Origin of the sequence: Halomonas tibetensis (assembly GCF_042643535.1) — a bacterium.
GTDB lineage: Bacteria > Pseudomonadota > Gammaproteobacteria > Pseudomonadales > Halomonadaceae > Halomonas > Halomonas tibetensis.
Window position 1 is genome coordinate 77,887 of sequence record NZ_JBHRSQ010000012.1, and the last position, 14,244, is coordinate 92,130.

At 65.6% G+C, this 14,244-nt stretch carries 15 protein-coding genes; 2 read left to right on the top strand and 13 right to left on the bottom strand.

Features of this window, described 5'->3' with window-relative positions:
* Positions 1–23 precede the first annotated feature (23 nt).
* The 13 genes from tatC to ACFODV_RS09560 form a co-directional block, all read right to left on the bottom strand.
* Positions 24–800 carry a twin-arginine translocase subunit TatC gene (tatC, locus tag ACFODV_RS09500; protein WP_379758170.1) on the bottom strand — a complete coding sequence of 259 codons (777 nt, stop codon included), beginning with the start codon at positions 798–800 and terminating at the stop codon, positions 24–26.
* Positions 797–1,237 (bottom strand): Sec-independent protein translocase protein TatB, encoded by a 441-nt coding sequence (gene tatB, locus ACFODV_RS09505; RefSeq protein ID WP_379758173.1) that lies wholly within the window; start codon positions 1,235–1,237, stop codon positions 797–799. The genes tatC and tatB overlap by 4 nt, the downstream gene beginning before the upstream one ends.
* 6 nt (positions 1,238–1,243) lie before the next feature.
* Positions 1,244–1,513: a Sec-independent protein translocase subunit TatA gene (tatA, locus tag ACFODV_RS09510; RefSeq protein ID WP_379758176.1), complete on the bottom strand. Its 270-nt coding sequence runs from the start codon at positions 1,511–1,513 to the stop codon at positions 1,244–1,246.
* A gap of 101 nt (positions 1,514–1,614) precedes the next feature.
* A complete protein-coding gene (locus ACFODV_RS09515) occupies positions 1,615–1,950 on the bottom strand; it encodes a phosphoribosyl-ATP diphosphatase (protein WP_379758179.1) in 336 nt (111 codons plus the stop codon).
* Between the two features lie 61 nt (positions 1,951–2,011).
* The gene (gene ubiB, locus ACFODV_RS09520) at positions 2,012–3,634 is read right to left on the bottom strand and encodes a ubiquinone biosynthesis regulatory protein kinase UbiB (protein WP_379758698.1); all 1,623 of its coding nucleotides are present in this window, start codon (positions 3,632–3,634) and stop codon (positions 2,012–2,014) included.
* On the bottom strand, positions 3,634–4,284 hold the full coding sequence (locus ACFODV_RS09525; protein WP_379758182.1) for a ubiquinone biosynthesis accessory factor UbiJ: 651 nt from the start codon (positions 4,282–4,284) through the stop codon (positions 3,634–3,636). Before ACFODV_RS09525 ends, ubiB begins: the two co-directional genes overlap by 1 nt.
* A gap of 7 nt (positions 4,285–4,291) precedes the next feature.
* Positions 4,292–5,059 (bottom strand): bifunctional demethylmenaquinone methyltransferase/2-methoxy-6-polyprenyl-1,4-benzoquinol methylase UbiE, encoded by a 768-nt coding sequence (gene ubiE / locus ACFODV_RS09530; RefSeq protein ID WP_379758185.1) that lies wholly within the window; start codon positions 5,057–5,059, stop codon positions 4,292–4,294.
* A 91-nt stretch (positions 5,060–5,150) separates the two neighbouring features.
* Positions 5,151–5,534, bottom strand: coding sequence for a gamma-butyrobetaine hydroxylase-like domain-containing protein (locus ACFODV_RS09535; RefSeq protein ID WP_379758188.1), 384 nt, complete (start codon positions 5,532–5,534; stop codon positions 5,151–5,153).
* Positions 5,531–6,853: an ATP-dependent protease ATPase subunit HslU gene (hslU, locus tag ACFODV_RS09540; RefSeq protein WP_379758190.1), complete on the bottom strand. Its 1,323-nt coding sequence runs from the start codon at positions 6,851–6,853 to the stop codon at positions 5,531–5,533. The genes ACFODV_RS09535 and hslU overlap by 4 nt, the downstream gene beginning before the upstream one ends.
* An 11-nt stretch (positions 6,854–6,864) precedes the next feature.
* Entirely contained in the window at positions 6,865–7,383 is a 519-nt protein-coding gene (gene hslV, locus ACFODV_RS09545; protein WP_379758193.1) for an ATP-dependent protease subunit HslV, read from the bottom strand.
* Positions 7,384–7,514: 131 nt separating this feature from the next.
* On the bottom strand, positions 7,515–8,225 hold the full coding sequence (locus ACFODV_RS09550) for an SPOR domain-containing protein (protein WP_379758195.1): 711 nt from the start codon (positions 8,223–8,225) through the stop codon (positions 7,515–7,517).
* A 3-nt stretch (positions 8,226–8,228) separates the two neighbouring features.
* Complete coding sequence (gene argS / locus ACFODV_RS09555; RefSeq protein ID WP_379758198.1) at positions 8,229–9,914, bottom strand: arginine--tRNA ligase; 1,686 nt, start codon at positions 9,912–9,914, stop codon at positions 8,229–8,231.
* Between the two features lie 154 nt (positions 9,915–10,068).
* Positions 10,069–12,306 carry a primosomal protein N' gene (locus ACFODV_RS09560; RefSeq protein ID WP_379758201.1) on the bottom strand — a complete coding sequence of 746 codons (2,238 nt, stop codon included), beginning with the start codon at positions 12,304–12,306 and terminating at the stop codon, positions 10,069–10,071.
* A 173-nt stretch (positions 12,307–12,479) separates the two neighbouring features.
* On the opposite strand from ACFODV_RS09560, the gene rpmE reads away from it, so the two are divergent.
* Complete coding sequence (gene rpmE / locus ACFODV_RS09565) at positions 12,480–12,692, top strand: 50S ribosomal protein L31 (RefSeq protein WP_379758204.1); 213 nt, start codon at positions 12,480–12,482, stop codon at positions 12,690–12,692.
* A gap of 260 nt (positions 12,693–12,952) precedes the next feature.
* Positions 12,953–14,221, top strand: a complete 1,269-nt coding sequence (locus ACFODV_RS09570; protein WP_379758207.1) for a malic enzyme-like NAD(P)-binding protein — start codon at positions 12,953–12,955, stop codon at positions 14,219–14,221.
* Positions 14,222–14,244: the final 23 nt, after the last annotated feature.

The following is a 14,244-nucleotide window of genomic DNA, read 5'->3' on the forward strand; positions in this document are numbered from 1 at the left end:
CTTGTCAGGGGGGGCGTGCTTTGTTAGTCCCTCTCCGTCTCACCTTGCGCTTCGCGACGTTGCTTCTTGCGCTGAGCCAGGCGGCCGAACAGCAGGCCGACTTCGTACAGCAGGTACATGGGTACCGCGAGGAGGCTCTGGGAGATCACGTCCGGCGGGGTGAGCAGCATGCCCACCACGAAGCAACCGAGGATGATGTAGGGCCGCTTCTTGGAGAGGCTCTCCACGGTGGTGGCGCCTGAGGCGATCAGCAGAAAAGTGGCGATGGGGATCTCGAAGGCGACGCCAAAAGCGAAGAACAGTTTGAGAACAAAGTTGAGGTAGGAGTTGATATCGGTCATCACCGCCACGTTCTCCGGCCCGGTCTGGGTGAAGAACTGGAACAGCAGCGGGAAGACCACGTAGTAGGCGAAAGCGGCCCCGGCGTAGAAGAGCAGCACGCTGGAGGCCAGGATCGGCATCGCCAGGGCCTTCTCGTTGTCATAGAGGCCCGGAGCCACGAAGGCCCAGGCCTGGTGCAGCACATAGGGAATGGCGATGAACACCGCCACGACCAGGGTCAGCTTGAAGGGCGCCAGGAAGGGCGAGGCCACCTCGGTGGCGATCATCTGCGACCCCTCCGGCAGCAGTGCCATCAGCGGCTGGGCGACGAAGGTGTAGATGTCGTTGGCGAAGGCGTAGAGACCCAGAAAGATCACCAGGATCGCGACCACGCTGCGCAGCAGTCGCGAGCGCAGTTCGATCAGGTGTTCAATCAGCGTGGCCTGCTGCTGTTCCGGGCTGTCACCGGTCTTGCTCATCGTGAGGAAGCGTCCTTGTCGGCGGCGGAAGGCACGGGGCGTTCATCGGGGCGTTCATCATCGCCGTCTGAACCGCCACGGCGGGCACGGGCCAGGGCGTCGTCCAGGCGCTGTTCAGGGCCCGGCGCCGGTGTCTTGTCCGTGCCGCGCTTGCGGGGCGGGTCGGCGGGGCGGTCGGGCTCGGCCAGGCTTTCGACGTCGCGCTGGACCTGGCGCACGCTCTCGTCGAGCTTCTTCTGCTGCTCGTTGAGCTTCTGGCGCAGCTCCTCGGCCTCCAGCTGGGCGCTGATGTCACGCTGCATGCCGGAGACGGTGCGCTTGATCTTGCCGATCCACAGCCCGAGAGTGCGAGCTGCCTTGGGCAGTCGCTCCGGGCCCAGCACCAGCAGACCCACCACGCCGATGAACATGAGTTCGAGAAAGCCGATATCAAACATGGTGGCTTACTTTCGCTCTTCCTGTTCTTCGGGTTTTCGCTCGGCCTGGACGTCGTAGGTGTTGGTCTCTTCCTTGTGGTCCACCTTCGCCTGGGCCTGCTGTTCCGTTTCTTCCTCGGCTTTTTCAGCCTTTTCCTCTTCGCTCATCGCCTTCTTGAAGCCCTTCACGGCCCCGCCGAGATCTGTGCCGACGTTGCGCAGCTTCTTGGTGCCGAAGACCAGGATGATGATGCCGAGTACGATCAGCAGCTGCCAGATACTGATACCACCTAACATGAGTGCTTCCTCTGGATAGGGGCCCCCGGCCGGTCCGGGGGCCCTGTGAATCTGGTGTGTCTTGGCGTCTATTGAGGCTTGGAATTCTTGAGGCCTGGAATCTACTGGGGCCTGGCGGCCTTCTCGTCGTGGCCGGAGATGCCGAAGCGGCGCCCCAGTTCGTCGAGTACCGCGCGGTGATCGAGGTCGAGGTGCGACAGCATCACCAGGCTATGAAACCACAGGTCGGCGGTTTCGGCGATCAGGGCCTGGCGCTCCGCCTCTCCGCCGCCTTCTGCGTCCTTGGCGGCCAGCAGGGTCTCGGTGGTTTCCTCGCCGACTTTCTCGAGTATCTTGTTCAGGCCCTTGTGATGCAAGGCGGCTACGTAGGAATCCTGAGGATCCGCGTGGCGGCGTTGATCCAGGACAGCTTGCAGGCGGTCGAGAATGTCGCTCATGGATGAAGGCTCCGTTGCTGTCGAGCATGAAGGTGGTGGGGAGTCGGGGCGCAAATTCGGGTCAGTGCCAGGCCAGCAGGGCCAGGCCGATGATGGCGGCGGCGAGGGCCGGCCAGGGCTGGCCGGCGGCCCACTGAGCCAATGGCTGCCAGGCCAGCGCCAGGGCCAGCAGCAGCAGCCCCAGGCGCAGTCGGCGGCCACGGCGGCCTTCGAGGGCCAGCTGCCGGCGGATGCCGCCGAGCGCCTCGCCCTGGTGGCGGCGCTGCCGTTTCTCCTGATCCATCTGGGATAGCGCCTGATGGGCCAGTACGGGCAGTTCGGGCATCCGGCGAGTCAACTCCGGAGCCTGACGCTTGAGGGACTCCCAGAAGCCCAACGCGCCGGCGCGTTCCTTCATCCACTGCTCGAGGAAGGGCTTGGCGGTCGTCCACAGGTCCAGGTCGGGGTAGAGCTGGCGGCCCAGCCCCTCGATGTTGAGCAGGGTCTTCTGCAGCAGCACCAGCTGGGGCTGGACCTCCATGTCGAAGCGCCGGGCGGTCTGGAACAGGCCCAGCAGCACCTGGCCGAAGGAGATGTCCTTGAGCGGCTTCTCGAGAATCGGCTCGCACACCGTACGTATCGCCGCGGCGAACTCGTTGGCCCGGGTATTCTCGCCGACCCAGCCGGACTCGATGTGCAGCGCCGCCACCTCGTAGTAGTCCTGATGGAAGAAGGCCAGCAGGTTGCGCGCCAGGTAGTCCTGATCCTCTCGGGTGAGGCTGCCGACGATGCCGCAGTCGATGGCGATGTACTGGGGATCATGGGGCTTGCCCCGGGTGACGAAGATATTGCCCGGGTGCATGTCGGCATGGAAGAAGTTGTCGCGAAACACCTGGGTGAAGAAGAGCTCCACCCCCCGCTCGGCGAGCTTCTTGAGGTCGGTTTCCTGCGCCTCGAGTGCCGCCATGTCGGCGACCGGAATGCCGTAGATGCGCTCCTGCACCATGACGCGCTGGCGGGTCAGCTCCCAGTGAATCGCCGGCACGTAGAGCAGCGGCGAGTTCTTGAAGTTGCGCTTGAGCTGGGAGGTGTTGGCCGCCTCCTTGTGCAGGTCGAGCTCGTCGAACAGCGTGGATTCGTAGTCTCGCACCACCTCGACCGGGCGCAGGCGGCGGGCCTCTGGCACCAGGGCCAGGAACTGGGCGAAGCGGTACATCAGGGCCATGTCCTGACGCATGATCCGCTCGATGGTGGGACGGATGATCTTGACGACCACCTCCTCGCCGGTGTGCAGGCGCGCGCCGTGCACCTGGGCGATGGAGGCCGAGGCCATGGGGTCGGCGTCGAAGCGGGCGAAGGCCAGCGCCACGGTCATGCCGAGCTCATCCTCCACCACCGCGAGGGCCTGGTCGCTGGGGAAGGGCGGTACCTGATCCTGCAGCCGCTTCAGCTCGTCGGCGATGTCCTCGGGGAGCAGGTCGCGGCGGGTGGAGAGCATCTGGCCGAACTTGACGAAGATCGGTCCCAGCGATTCCAGCGCCAGGCGAAGGCGTGCCCCGCGAGAGCGCTCACCGATGGGCACCAGCCGCAGCGGCGAGAGGCGCAGCAGGGTGCGCAGCACCCAGGGCAGCCGCTCCAGGGGAATCAGGGTATCGAGCCGGAAGCGAGTGATCACCCAGATGATGCGCAGCAGCCTCAGCAGCATCATGGCGCCACCCGCCCGTCTCTCCGAGCCGCCAGGAGGCGGTGCAGTCTGGCCAGACGCGCCTCCAGGCGATCGGCAGAGACCTCGAGCTCGGTGAGGTGGTCGCGCAGCACCTCCAGCTGGGGGCGGCCCGGCAGCAGGCGGGCCTCTTCCACCAGGTACTCCGAAAGGTCGGCGCGAAACTCCTCGCGGGTGCGCAGCCCGAAGCGGCCCAGGCGGCGCAGTCCTTCGGCGAGGCTGTTGGCGGGGATATCCCCGAGCCAGCGGGCCAGTTCCCCCTCCCAGTCCAGGTCGAGATCGAGCAGCAGATCTCGGGTCGCCTCCAGCAACGGGAGGCGTCCGCGCGCCCCCAGTCGGCCCTGGAACATCAGTCGTTCCATCGAGGCGCCGCCGAGCAGCGCGCCGGCGGTCTCGGCGTCGAGTTCCACCACGGCGTCAAAGGCCTCGTCGGCAATACCGTCCGGGCGAAGCAGGTCGAGGCCGTGGGGGTGGTAATGGATGGCCAGGGCCAGCTCGGGGTTTTCCAGGCGCAGCAGCAGCCGCTGACCGGCGAGCCGGGCCAAGCGAGAGGGGGCCGCAGGGTCTCGAGCGAGCAGAGCGTTGAGGGTGCGCTCCAGGCCGGCCAGCAGCAGGGTCGAGGTCAACGCCATGCCCACCTCAGAGCTTGATGCCGCGGTGAAGGGCAACGATGCCCCCGGTGAGGTTGGTGTACTCCACCCGCTCCAGGCCGGCCATCTCCATCATCGCCTTGAGCGTCTCCTGATCCGGGTGCATGCGGATCGATTCGGCCAGGTAGCGGTAGCTGTCGGCGTCATTGGCCACCAGCTCGCCGATCTTCGGCAGCAGGCGGAAGGAGTACTCGTCGTAGGCCTTCGAGAGCAGGGCGCTGGGCGGCTTGGAGAATTCCAGCACCAACAGGCGTCCGCCGGGCTTGAGCACCCGGGCCATGGAGCGCAGGGCGGCGTCCTTGTCGGTGACGTTGCGCAGGCCGAAGGCGATGGTGATGCAATCGAAGGTATTGTCGGGGAAGGGCAGGCATTCGGCGTTGGCCTGGACATACTCGACGTTGCCGCCGACGCCGTGATCCAGCAGCTTGTCGCGCCCCACGCGCAGCATCGACTCGTTGATGTCGGCCAGCACCACCCGGCCACGTGGCCCCACCAGGCGCGAGAACTTGAGCGTCAGATCACCGGTGCCTCCGGCGATATCGAGCACGCTGTGGCCCGGGCGCACCCCGGCTCGTTCGACGGTCAGGCGCTTCCACAGGCGGTGGATGCCCATCGACATCAGGTCGTTCATGACGTCGTAGCGGGCGGCCACGGAGTGGAAGACGTCGGCCACGCGGGAGGCCTTCTCCTCGAGGGGTACTTCCTGGTAGCCGAAGTGGGTGGTCTGATTGTCCCTGGAGCTGGGGTTGGCGCTCATGCGATAGGGCTCCCGAATCGCTGCATGGCAGAGGCGGTGCCTCGGATGAGCGCCATTGTAGCCTCCCCGCGCGGCGATTGTCTTGAAGGGGTTAGAGCTGCTTGATCTCGATGCCCAGCGGCTCGCGGCTGGCGCCGGCATCCTCCAGTCGCTGCAGGTAGTCGGCCCAGTTGGTCTCGCGGTTCTCGATCAGCCACCTCAGGTAGTCCCAACTGAACAGGCCGCTGTCATGGCCGTCGTCGAAGTGCAGCTTGAGGGCATAGCGGCCGGTCTGGGTGATGTCCTTAAGGCCGACAAATTTCTTGCCCACCTGCAGGGTGGCAGTATCGCGGCCGTGGCCGCGCACCTCGGCGGAGGGGGAGAAGACCCTGAGATACTCGATGGGCAGGCGGTGGCTCTTGCCGTCGTCATAACCGAGTTCGAGCTCCTGGGCCTTGCGGTGGTAGTGCACTCGGGTCGGGATAGGAGCTGTCATAGGATATACCGAGAGAGATCCTCGTCCTTGGCCAGTTCACCGAGCTGGGAGTCCACGTAGTCGGCGTCGATGGTCAGCGGCGTACCGACATCGCTGCCTCTGAATGAGGCTTCTTCAAGCAGGCGCTCCATCACAGTGTGCAAGCGGCGCGCGCCGATGTTTTCGGTGCCCTCGTTGACCTGCCAGGCTATCTCGGCGATGCGCTCGATGCCATCGGGGGTGAATTCGATCGCCAGGCCTTCGGTGGCCAGCAGCGCCTGATACTGCTTGGTCAGCGCCGCAGAAGGCTCGGTGAGGATGCGCTTGAAGTCCTCCGGCGTCAGGGCGTTGAGCTCGACGCGAATCGGCAGGCGGCCCTGTAATTCGGGAATCAGGTCTGAAGGGCGCGACAGGTGGAAGGCGCCGGAGGCGATGAACAGGATATGGTCGGTCTTCACCATGCCGTGCTTGGTGGACACCGTGGAACCCTCGATCAACGGCAGGAGGTCGCGCTGAACGCCTTCGCGGGAGACCTCGCCGCCGCTGGACTGGCCGCTGCCCTTGGTGACCTTGTCGATCTCGTCGAGGAAGACGATGCCGTGCTGCTCCACCGCCTCGATGGCACGCGCCTTGATCTCCTCCTGGTTGACCAGCTTGCCGGCCTCCTCGTCACGCAGCAGGGCGAAGGCATCCTTGACCGCGACCCGGCGGGTCTCGGTCTTCTGCTTGCCCATGCCGGAGAACAGGCTGGAGAGCTGCTGGGTCATCTCTTCCATGCCCGGCGGGGTCATGATGTCGACATTGGGCCCCTGCTGGGTGAGCTCGATGTCAATTTCCTTATCATCAAGCTGACCCTCGCGCAGTTTCTTGCGAAATATCTGGCGAGTCGAGCTGTCCTGGCGTGGCTCATCCTCCTGACCGCGGGGCGGCGGCAGGAGGGCATCAAGGATGCGATCCTCGGCGGCGTCCTCGGCGCGGTGGCCGACCTCTTCCTTGGCCTGCTCGCGCACCAGCTTGATGGCGGCTTCGGTCAGGTCACGGATGATCGAGTCGACGTCGCGGCCCACATAGCCCACTTCGGTAAACTTGGTGGCCTCCACCTTGATGAAGGGGGCCTTGGCCAGCTTGGCCAGCCGCCGGGCGATCTCGGTCTTGCCCACCCCGGTGGGGCCGATCATCAGGATATTCTTGGGCGTCACCTCCTGGCGCAGGTCGGCGTCGAGCTGCATGCGCCGCCAGCGGTTTCGCAGGGCGATGGCGACGGCGCGTTTGGCATCCTGCTGGCCGATGATGTACTGGTCCAGGGCGTGGACGATCTCGCGGGGGGTCATCTGGGTCATGGTGGCGGCCTTCAGAGCGTTTCGAGGGTGACGTTGTGGTTGGTGAACACGCAGATGTCGCCGGCGATGTTCAGCGACTTCTCGGTGATCTCCTTCGCCGACAGGTCGGTGTTCTCGAGCAGCGCCCGGGCCGCGGCAAGGGCGAAGTTGCCGCCGGAGCCGATGGCGATGATGCCGCGCTCGGGTTCCACCACGTCGCCGTTGCCGGTGATGATCAGCGAGGCATCCTTGTTGGCCACGGCCAGCAGCGCCTCGAGGCGGCGCAGGGCGCGGTCGGTACGCCAGTCCTTGGCCAGCTCCACGGCGGCCTTGACCAGGTTGCCCTGGTACTTATCCAGCTGCGCCTCGAAACGCTCGAACAGGGTAAAGGCGTCGGCGGTGCCGCCGGCGAAGCCTGCCAGCACTTCACCGCGGTAGAGGCGACGCACCTTGCTGGCATTGCCTTTCATCACGGTGTTACCCAGCGACACTTGACCATCACCGGCCAGTGCCACCTGATCACCCCGGCGTACGGATACGATCGTGGTCATGGAGGAGGATCTCCTTGGGGGAGCGGGTGGCTCCCGATAACTGTCGGCGCCGCGGAAATGGTCCGGGCGCCGTGAATGGTCTGATGTGATAGGTGCGGGCGCACCGGGAGGATTTCAACCGTCAGAGGTGGTCAGTTCTGGAGACGAATCAGTAGCGGCTCGATGCCCTGGGTCACCATGAGGTCCTGGGCGCGGTTGAGTTCGAGGTTGTCACTGTAGGGGCCGACCTGAACGCGATGCCAGGTATCGCCGCCGGAGGCCTTGACCTCGCTGACCTGGGCCAGCAAGCCGAAGTCGCGCAGCCGGCGCTGCAGCTGCTGGGCATCGCTGGGTTCTCGGAAGGAGGCCGCCTGCAGCATGTAGCGGTGGTCGTTGGCGGCGGGCTCCGGGGCACTGTCGGCGGCCAGGTTGGCGGCGATCACCTGGGCGATGGGATCGTCGCCGGCATCGGCGGTAGCCGTCTCCTCGGCGGCAGGCGGTGCCGGCGGACGCGCCGTCGAGGCGGGCATCTCGCTGCGCGGGGCAATCACCTCGGACTCCGGTAGCAGCGTATAGAACTCGAAGGTAGGCATGCGCGGTTCGCTGGGCGCTTCCGGGGCCGAGGGTTTTTCCTGGGTCTCCGGCGGGGCGCTGCGCGGCAGCACTGTGGCCAGAGGGGAATCCTCCACCTGCCAGGGGGCCACGCCGAGCTGATGCTGGGAGAGGAGGAAGCCGGCTGCCAGGCCGGCCAGGCCCCATATCCATCCAGGCAAGCGCCACTCGCCGCGCGGCTTTTTGGCAGGTTGGCGGCGGCTGCTGGTGGCGCCTCGCCGCTTCGGGGGCGGCTGTTTACGGGTCGCCATGACTTACATCTCCTCGGGGGCACTGACTCCCATCAGATCCAGGCCGTTGCGCAGCACCTGGCGGGTGGCCAGGCCCAGGGACAGGCGGGCGTTGCGGAGGGCGTCGTCCTCGACCATCACCTTCACCGCGTTGTAACAGGTGTGGAAGTCGGCGGCCAGGTCCAGCAGGTACTGGCCGATCTGCTGGGGTTCACGGGAGGCGGCGGCATGCTCCACCACCTCGGGATAGCGAGCCAGGCGGTTCATGAGAGCCTTCTCTTGAGCTTCCTCGAGCAGACCCAGGTTAGCCATGGCCAGGGGGTAGTCGAAAGGCAGGCCATCGGACTCGGTGCGTCGCAGCATGCTGCACACCCGGGCGTGAGCGTACTGCACGTAATAGACCGGGTTGTCGTTGGATTGGGAGCGGGCCAGGTCGATGTCGAAGGTCAGCTGGGAATCCGCACGGCGAGCGGCCAGGAAGAAGCGCGTGGCGTCGCGGCCGACCTCGTCGATCAGATCGCGCAAGGTGACATAGCTGCCGGCGCGCTTTGAGAGCTTCACCTCCACGCCTGAGCGGGTGACCATCACCATCTGGTGCAGTACGTAGTCGGGCCAGCCCTGGGGAATGCCGGCCTCCAGGGCCTGCAAGCCGGCGCGTACCCGGGTCACGGTGGAGTGGTGGTCGGCGCCCTGCTCATTGACCACGCTGCTGAAGCCGCGCTGCCATTTGTCGAAATGGTAGGCCACGTCGGGCAGGAAATAGGTGTACTGCCCGTCGGACTTGCGCATCACCCGGTCCTTGTCGTCACCGAAGTCGGTGGTACGCAACCACAGGGCTCCGTCCTGCTCATAGGTGTGCCCCTTCTCGATCAGGCGCTCGACGGCGGCCTCGACCTTACCGTCCTGGTAGAGAGAGGATTCCAGGAAGTAGACGTCGAAGTGAACGCTGAAGGCTTTAAGGTCGAGATCTTGCTCGCGGCGCAGGTAGGCCACGGCGAAGGCCTGGATGGCGTCGAGATCGTCCGGGTCGCCCTTGGCGGTAACGTGGCGGTCATCGGCATGGACCGTATCGCCGGCAAGGTAGGCGTTGGCCACGTCGATGATATAGCCGCCGCGGTAGCCGTCCGCAGGCCAACTCTCATCCTCGGGGTCGAGTCCCTTGGAGCGGGCCTGGACCGAGAGCGCCAGATTGCTGATCTGGGCGCCGGCGTCGTTGTAATAGAACTCGCGCGTGACATCGAAACCGGTGGCCTCGAGCAGGCGGCAGATGCAGTCGCCAATGGCCGCGCCGCGGCCGTGACCCACATGCAGCGGCCCGGTGGGGTTGGCGGAGACGAACTCCACCTGAACCTTGCCACCCTGTCCGGTCAGGCTTCGGCCATAGGCATCACCCGAGTCGAGCACCTGGCTCACCACCTGAGCGGCGGCATCGGTAGCGGCAAAGAAGTTGACGAAGCCAGGGCCGGCGATCTCCACCTGGCGTATGGCGTTGCTCTCAGGCAGGGCGGCGATCAGGGCCTCTGCCAGCTCGCGGGGCGTCTTGCCGGCGGGCTTGGCCAGCATCAGTGCGAGGTTGGTGGCGTAGTCGCCGTGGGCCTTGTCCCGGGTCGGATCGACCTTGATGGGCGGGGCGAGGTCGGCGGGCAGCATGCCCTGCTGCTTGAGCGTGTCGAGGGCGCCTTCGAGCAGCGAAACGATGGTCTCTTTCATGGAGCGTTGATTGTCCTGTGGCGCCGAGCGTGGCGAGCGGCCGATGAACCGGCGGTGACGAGGCGCTTGCCCGCGGCGCGGGAATGGAAACGAGGCCTTGATGGGCCCGGCCGGCCATTATCGGCAATTGTGGTGCGGCTTTAAAGGGCGGTCTTCAGCTTAGCGTCTGGGGGTCGATATCCAGCGACCAGCGAGTGCGACGCGCCTCGGGCGTGGCTTCCAACCAGCGGGTCAACCAGGCGCAGGCCTGGTGGAGGGCGCTGCGCTTCTCGGCACCCAGCATCACCTGCAGATGGTAGCGCCCCTGGCGGCGCTCCATGGGGGCCGGCACCGGGCCCAGGCAGTCCACCGCGAGCTCGCCATCGGTCAGCCAGCTGCGCAGGGCGCCGGCGGCGCGACGGCCGAGCTCGTTGGCGGCCTCCTCTTTTGCGCTTTCCAGCCGCAGCAGGGCCAGGAAGCGAAAGGGAGGCAGGGCCGCGTCGCGTCGCTCCTCCAGCAGCTGCTCGGCCAGGGCGGCGTAGCCACGCTCGGCCAGCAGGCGCAGGTGCGGGTCGTCCGGATGCAGGGTCTGTACGAGCACGCGCCCGGGATGGGCGGCGCGTCCGGCACGCCCGGCCACCTGCTCCAGCAGCTGGGCGCTCTGCTCCAGAGCGCGGAAGTCGCTGGCGTAGAGGCCGGCGTCGGCGTTGACCACCACTACCAGGGTGACATGGGGCAGGTGGTGCCCCTTGGCCAGCATCTGGGTGCCCACCAGCAGGCAGGGCTCGCCGCGGCGCACCTCGGCCAGTATCTGCTCGAAGGCGTCACGTCGCCGGGTGCTGTCGCGGTCGATGCGATGCACCGGCACCTTCGGAAATAGCCCGGCCAGGGTCTCCTCGGTGCGCTCGGTGCCGCTGCCCAGTGGGCGAAGATCGATACTGCCGCACGTCGGGCAGCTCTCGGGCAGGGCGCGACGGCGATCGCAGTGGTGGCAGGCCAGTAGAGGCGGTTGGCGGTGCAGGGTCATGCGCGCATCGCAGGCGTCACACTCGGCCAGCCAGCCGCAGGCGTGGCAAGCCAGCGTTGGTGCGAACCCCCGTCGGTTGATGAACACCAGCACCTGGTGGTTGGCGTTAAGGGTCTCGCGGATGGCGTCAAGCACCGGCGGAATCAGCCCTCCCTGGCGGGGGCGGCCGCGCAGGTCGATCAGTTCCAGTTTTGCGGGTCCATGACGGGTGGCGCGGCGGGTCAGTGTCAGGTGGCGCCACTCGCCGCTGCGCGCCTTGGCCAAGCTTTCCAGCGAGGGGGTGGCGCTGCCCAGCAGCAGCGGAATGCCGTGGTGATGGGCGCGGGCCACGGCCAGGTCGCGGGCGTGGTAGCGCAGGCCATCCTGCTGTTTGTAGGAGCCGTCATGCTCCTCGTCGACGATGATCACACCGGGCCGCGCGAGCGGGGTGAAGATCGCCGAGCGCGTGCCGATCACGATGGGCGCGCGTCCGCTGGCGGCGGCTTCCCAGGCGTCCAGACGCTCATGGTCGGTGAGCCCCGAGTGCAGCGCCACTACCGGCACCCGGAAGCGCTTGCGAAAACGCGACAGCGTCTGAGGGGTCAGGCCGATCTCCGGCACCAGCACAAGCGCCTGGCGGCCGCGGCCCACCACCGCCTCGATCAGCTGCAGGTAGATCTCGGTCTTGCCGCTGCCGGTGACTCCCTCCAGCAGGCAAGGGTGGTAGGCGTCGAGCCGCTCATGCAGGGTCGAGAGCGCCACGGCCTGCTCGCGGTTGAGCGGCAGGGCGGGGTCGGCCAGCAGGTGGTCGGCGTCCGGCTGAGAGCGGGCGGTGAGAGGCTCTTCTCGAGAGTCCACTAATCCCTTTGCCGCCAGAGCCTTGAGCTGTTCGCGGGAAAACGACTGGGCCAGAATCGCCTGGGTGGCCAGGCCGTGAGGGTGCTGGTCGAGCATTGCCAGCAGTTCGGCCTGGCGAGGAGCCCGGGCCAGGGCCTCGGCAGGAGCGTCGCGTCCCGCCGCGGTGAGCTGCCAGCGCTCCCGGGTGCGTCCCTCCAGGGCGCGCCCCTGTCGCAGCAGTACCGGCATCGCCTGGTGGAGGGTGTCCCCCAGGGAGTGCTGGTAATAGCGAGCCGTGAAGCGACATAGCCACAGCCAGTCTGCGGGCAGCGGGGCCGAGTCCAGGCAGGTGCTGACAGACTTGAGCTCGGTCAGTAGCAGGTCGCTGCGTTCGCGGCACTCCATCACCACACCCACCACCTCGCGCCGGCCGAACGGTACTCGTACGCGCAGCCCCGGTGCCCAGCCTCCGGGCGGGGCCGAGCCACCAGGACGGTAGTCGAACAGGCGTCGCAGCGGCGAGGAAACTGCTATCCCCAGCACGCGGGGGGGAGAAGTCGAAGTGGGCAATTGGCCTCCGGGTTTGGCTCTGCTAGAATGCCGGCCCTCCTTGCCTGCCTAGTTCGGCGAGGGTAGTACAGCCGGTTTGCACTCGCGCCTGCCACCGGCGCGACCGATAGACAATCCGTATGCGGTGCCTGGCAGCAGATCAGGTGGCGGCATACAGCTCAACGAGGCACAAGATGAAACAAGGTATCCATCCCGAATACAAGACGGTCAATGTGACCTGTTCCTGCGGCGCTAAATTCGAGGTGGGCTCCACCTCTAGCCATGACTTTTCACTGGACGTCTGCTCTGAGTGCCACCCCTTCTACACCGGCAAGCAGAAGCAGGCGACCACTGGTGGTCGTGTCGAACGCTTTAACAAGCGTTTCGGTGCTGCAATCAAACGCTGATCACGTCGTTCTCAAGACCGTCGATAAACCCGCCCACCGTGGCGGGTTTTCTCGTTATAGAGGGATAACGTTGCTATTTGCAGCCCGAGGAGGGCGATAAGCGAAGGGTCGTGGCCACGTTTTCGGCCATCAGTTGCTGCAAATATCCGGTATCGGCGTCAAACGAGCATGCAACAGGCGTGAAACTCCATCAGCTTGAGCAATGGGACGTTTTTCTATATCGTAGTGTCATGATTCCACCCTGACCGGAATGTATCTGAATGAATGACGCAAGACAGGCAGCGCTGGATTATCACGCCAAGCCAATCCCCGGAAAGCTCTCCGTTGAACTGACCAAGCCCACCGCCACCGCCAGGGATCTGGCCCTGGCCTATAGCCCGGGCGTGGCCGAGCCGGTGCGCGAAATCGCCCGCGACCCCGAGAACGCTTACCGCTACACCGGGAAGGGCAATCTGGTGGCAGTGATTTCCGACGGCAGCGCTATTCTGGGGCTGGGCAATCTTGGTGCTCTGGCCAGTAAACCGGTTATGGAAGGTAAAGGCGTACTCTTCAAGCGATTCGCCGGCATCAATTCCGTGGATATCGAGGTCAACTCCGAGAGTCCCCAGGCTTTCATCGATACCGTGGCGCGCATTGCCGATACCTGGGGTGGCATCAATCTCGAGGATATCAAAGCGCCTGAGTGCTTCGAGATCGAACAGGCGCTGATCGAGCAGTGCAATATTCCGGTTTTCCATGATGACCAGCACGGCACCGCCATCGTGACTGCGGCGGGTATGCTCAACGCCCTGGAGATCGCCGGCAAGCGCCTGGAAGAGGCGAATATCGTCTGCCTGGGAGCCGGCGCGGCGGCCATCGCCTGCATGAAGCTGCTGGTGGCTTGCGGTGCGCGAGCCGAAAATCTGGTAATGCTGGATCGCAAAGGCGTTATTCATACCGGTCGCGAGGATCTTAACCCCTACAAGTCGATGTTTGCCGTCGACACGGACAAACGCACCCTGGACGATGCCATCGACGGTGCCGACGTCTTCGTTGGGCTATCAGGGCCAGGACTGATGACGGCAGACCATATCCGCAAGATGGCGCCCAATCCTGTGGTTTTTGCCTGCACGAACCCGGACCCGGAGATCCACCCGGACCTGGCCCGCGAAGTGCGCCCCGATGTGATCATGGCCACCGGTCGTTCGGACTACCCGAACCAGGTCAACAATGTGTTGGGCTTTCCCTTCATCTTTCGCGGGGCGCTGGACGTGCGTGCTACCCGTATCAACGAGGAGATGAAGGTCGCTGCGGTTCACGCCCTCAAGGACCTGGCCCGCGAGCCGGTGCCCCAGGTGGTGCTGGACGCTTACGAGATGCAGACGATGAGCTTCGGTCCTGAGTACATCATTCCCACACCGGTGGATGTTCGCCTGCTCGAGCGAATTACTTCGGCGGTGGCCCAGGCGGCGGTGGATTCCGGTGTGGCGCGTCGGCCCTATCCGTCCCACTATCCCCTGAAGAGCGTGGACGACGTCTACGGTATCTGACGCCGTAACGGTTTGACCTGACC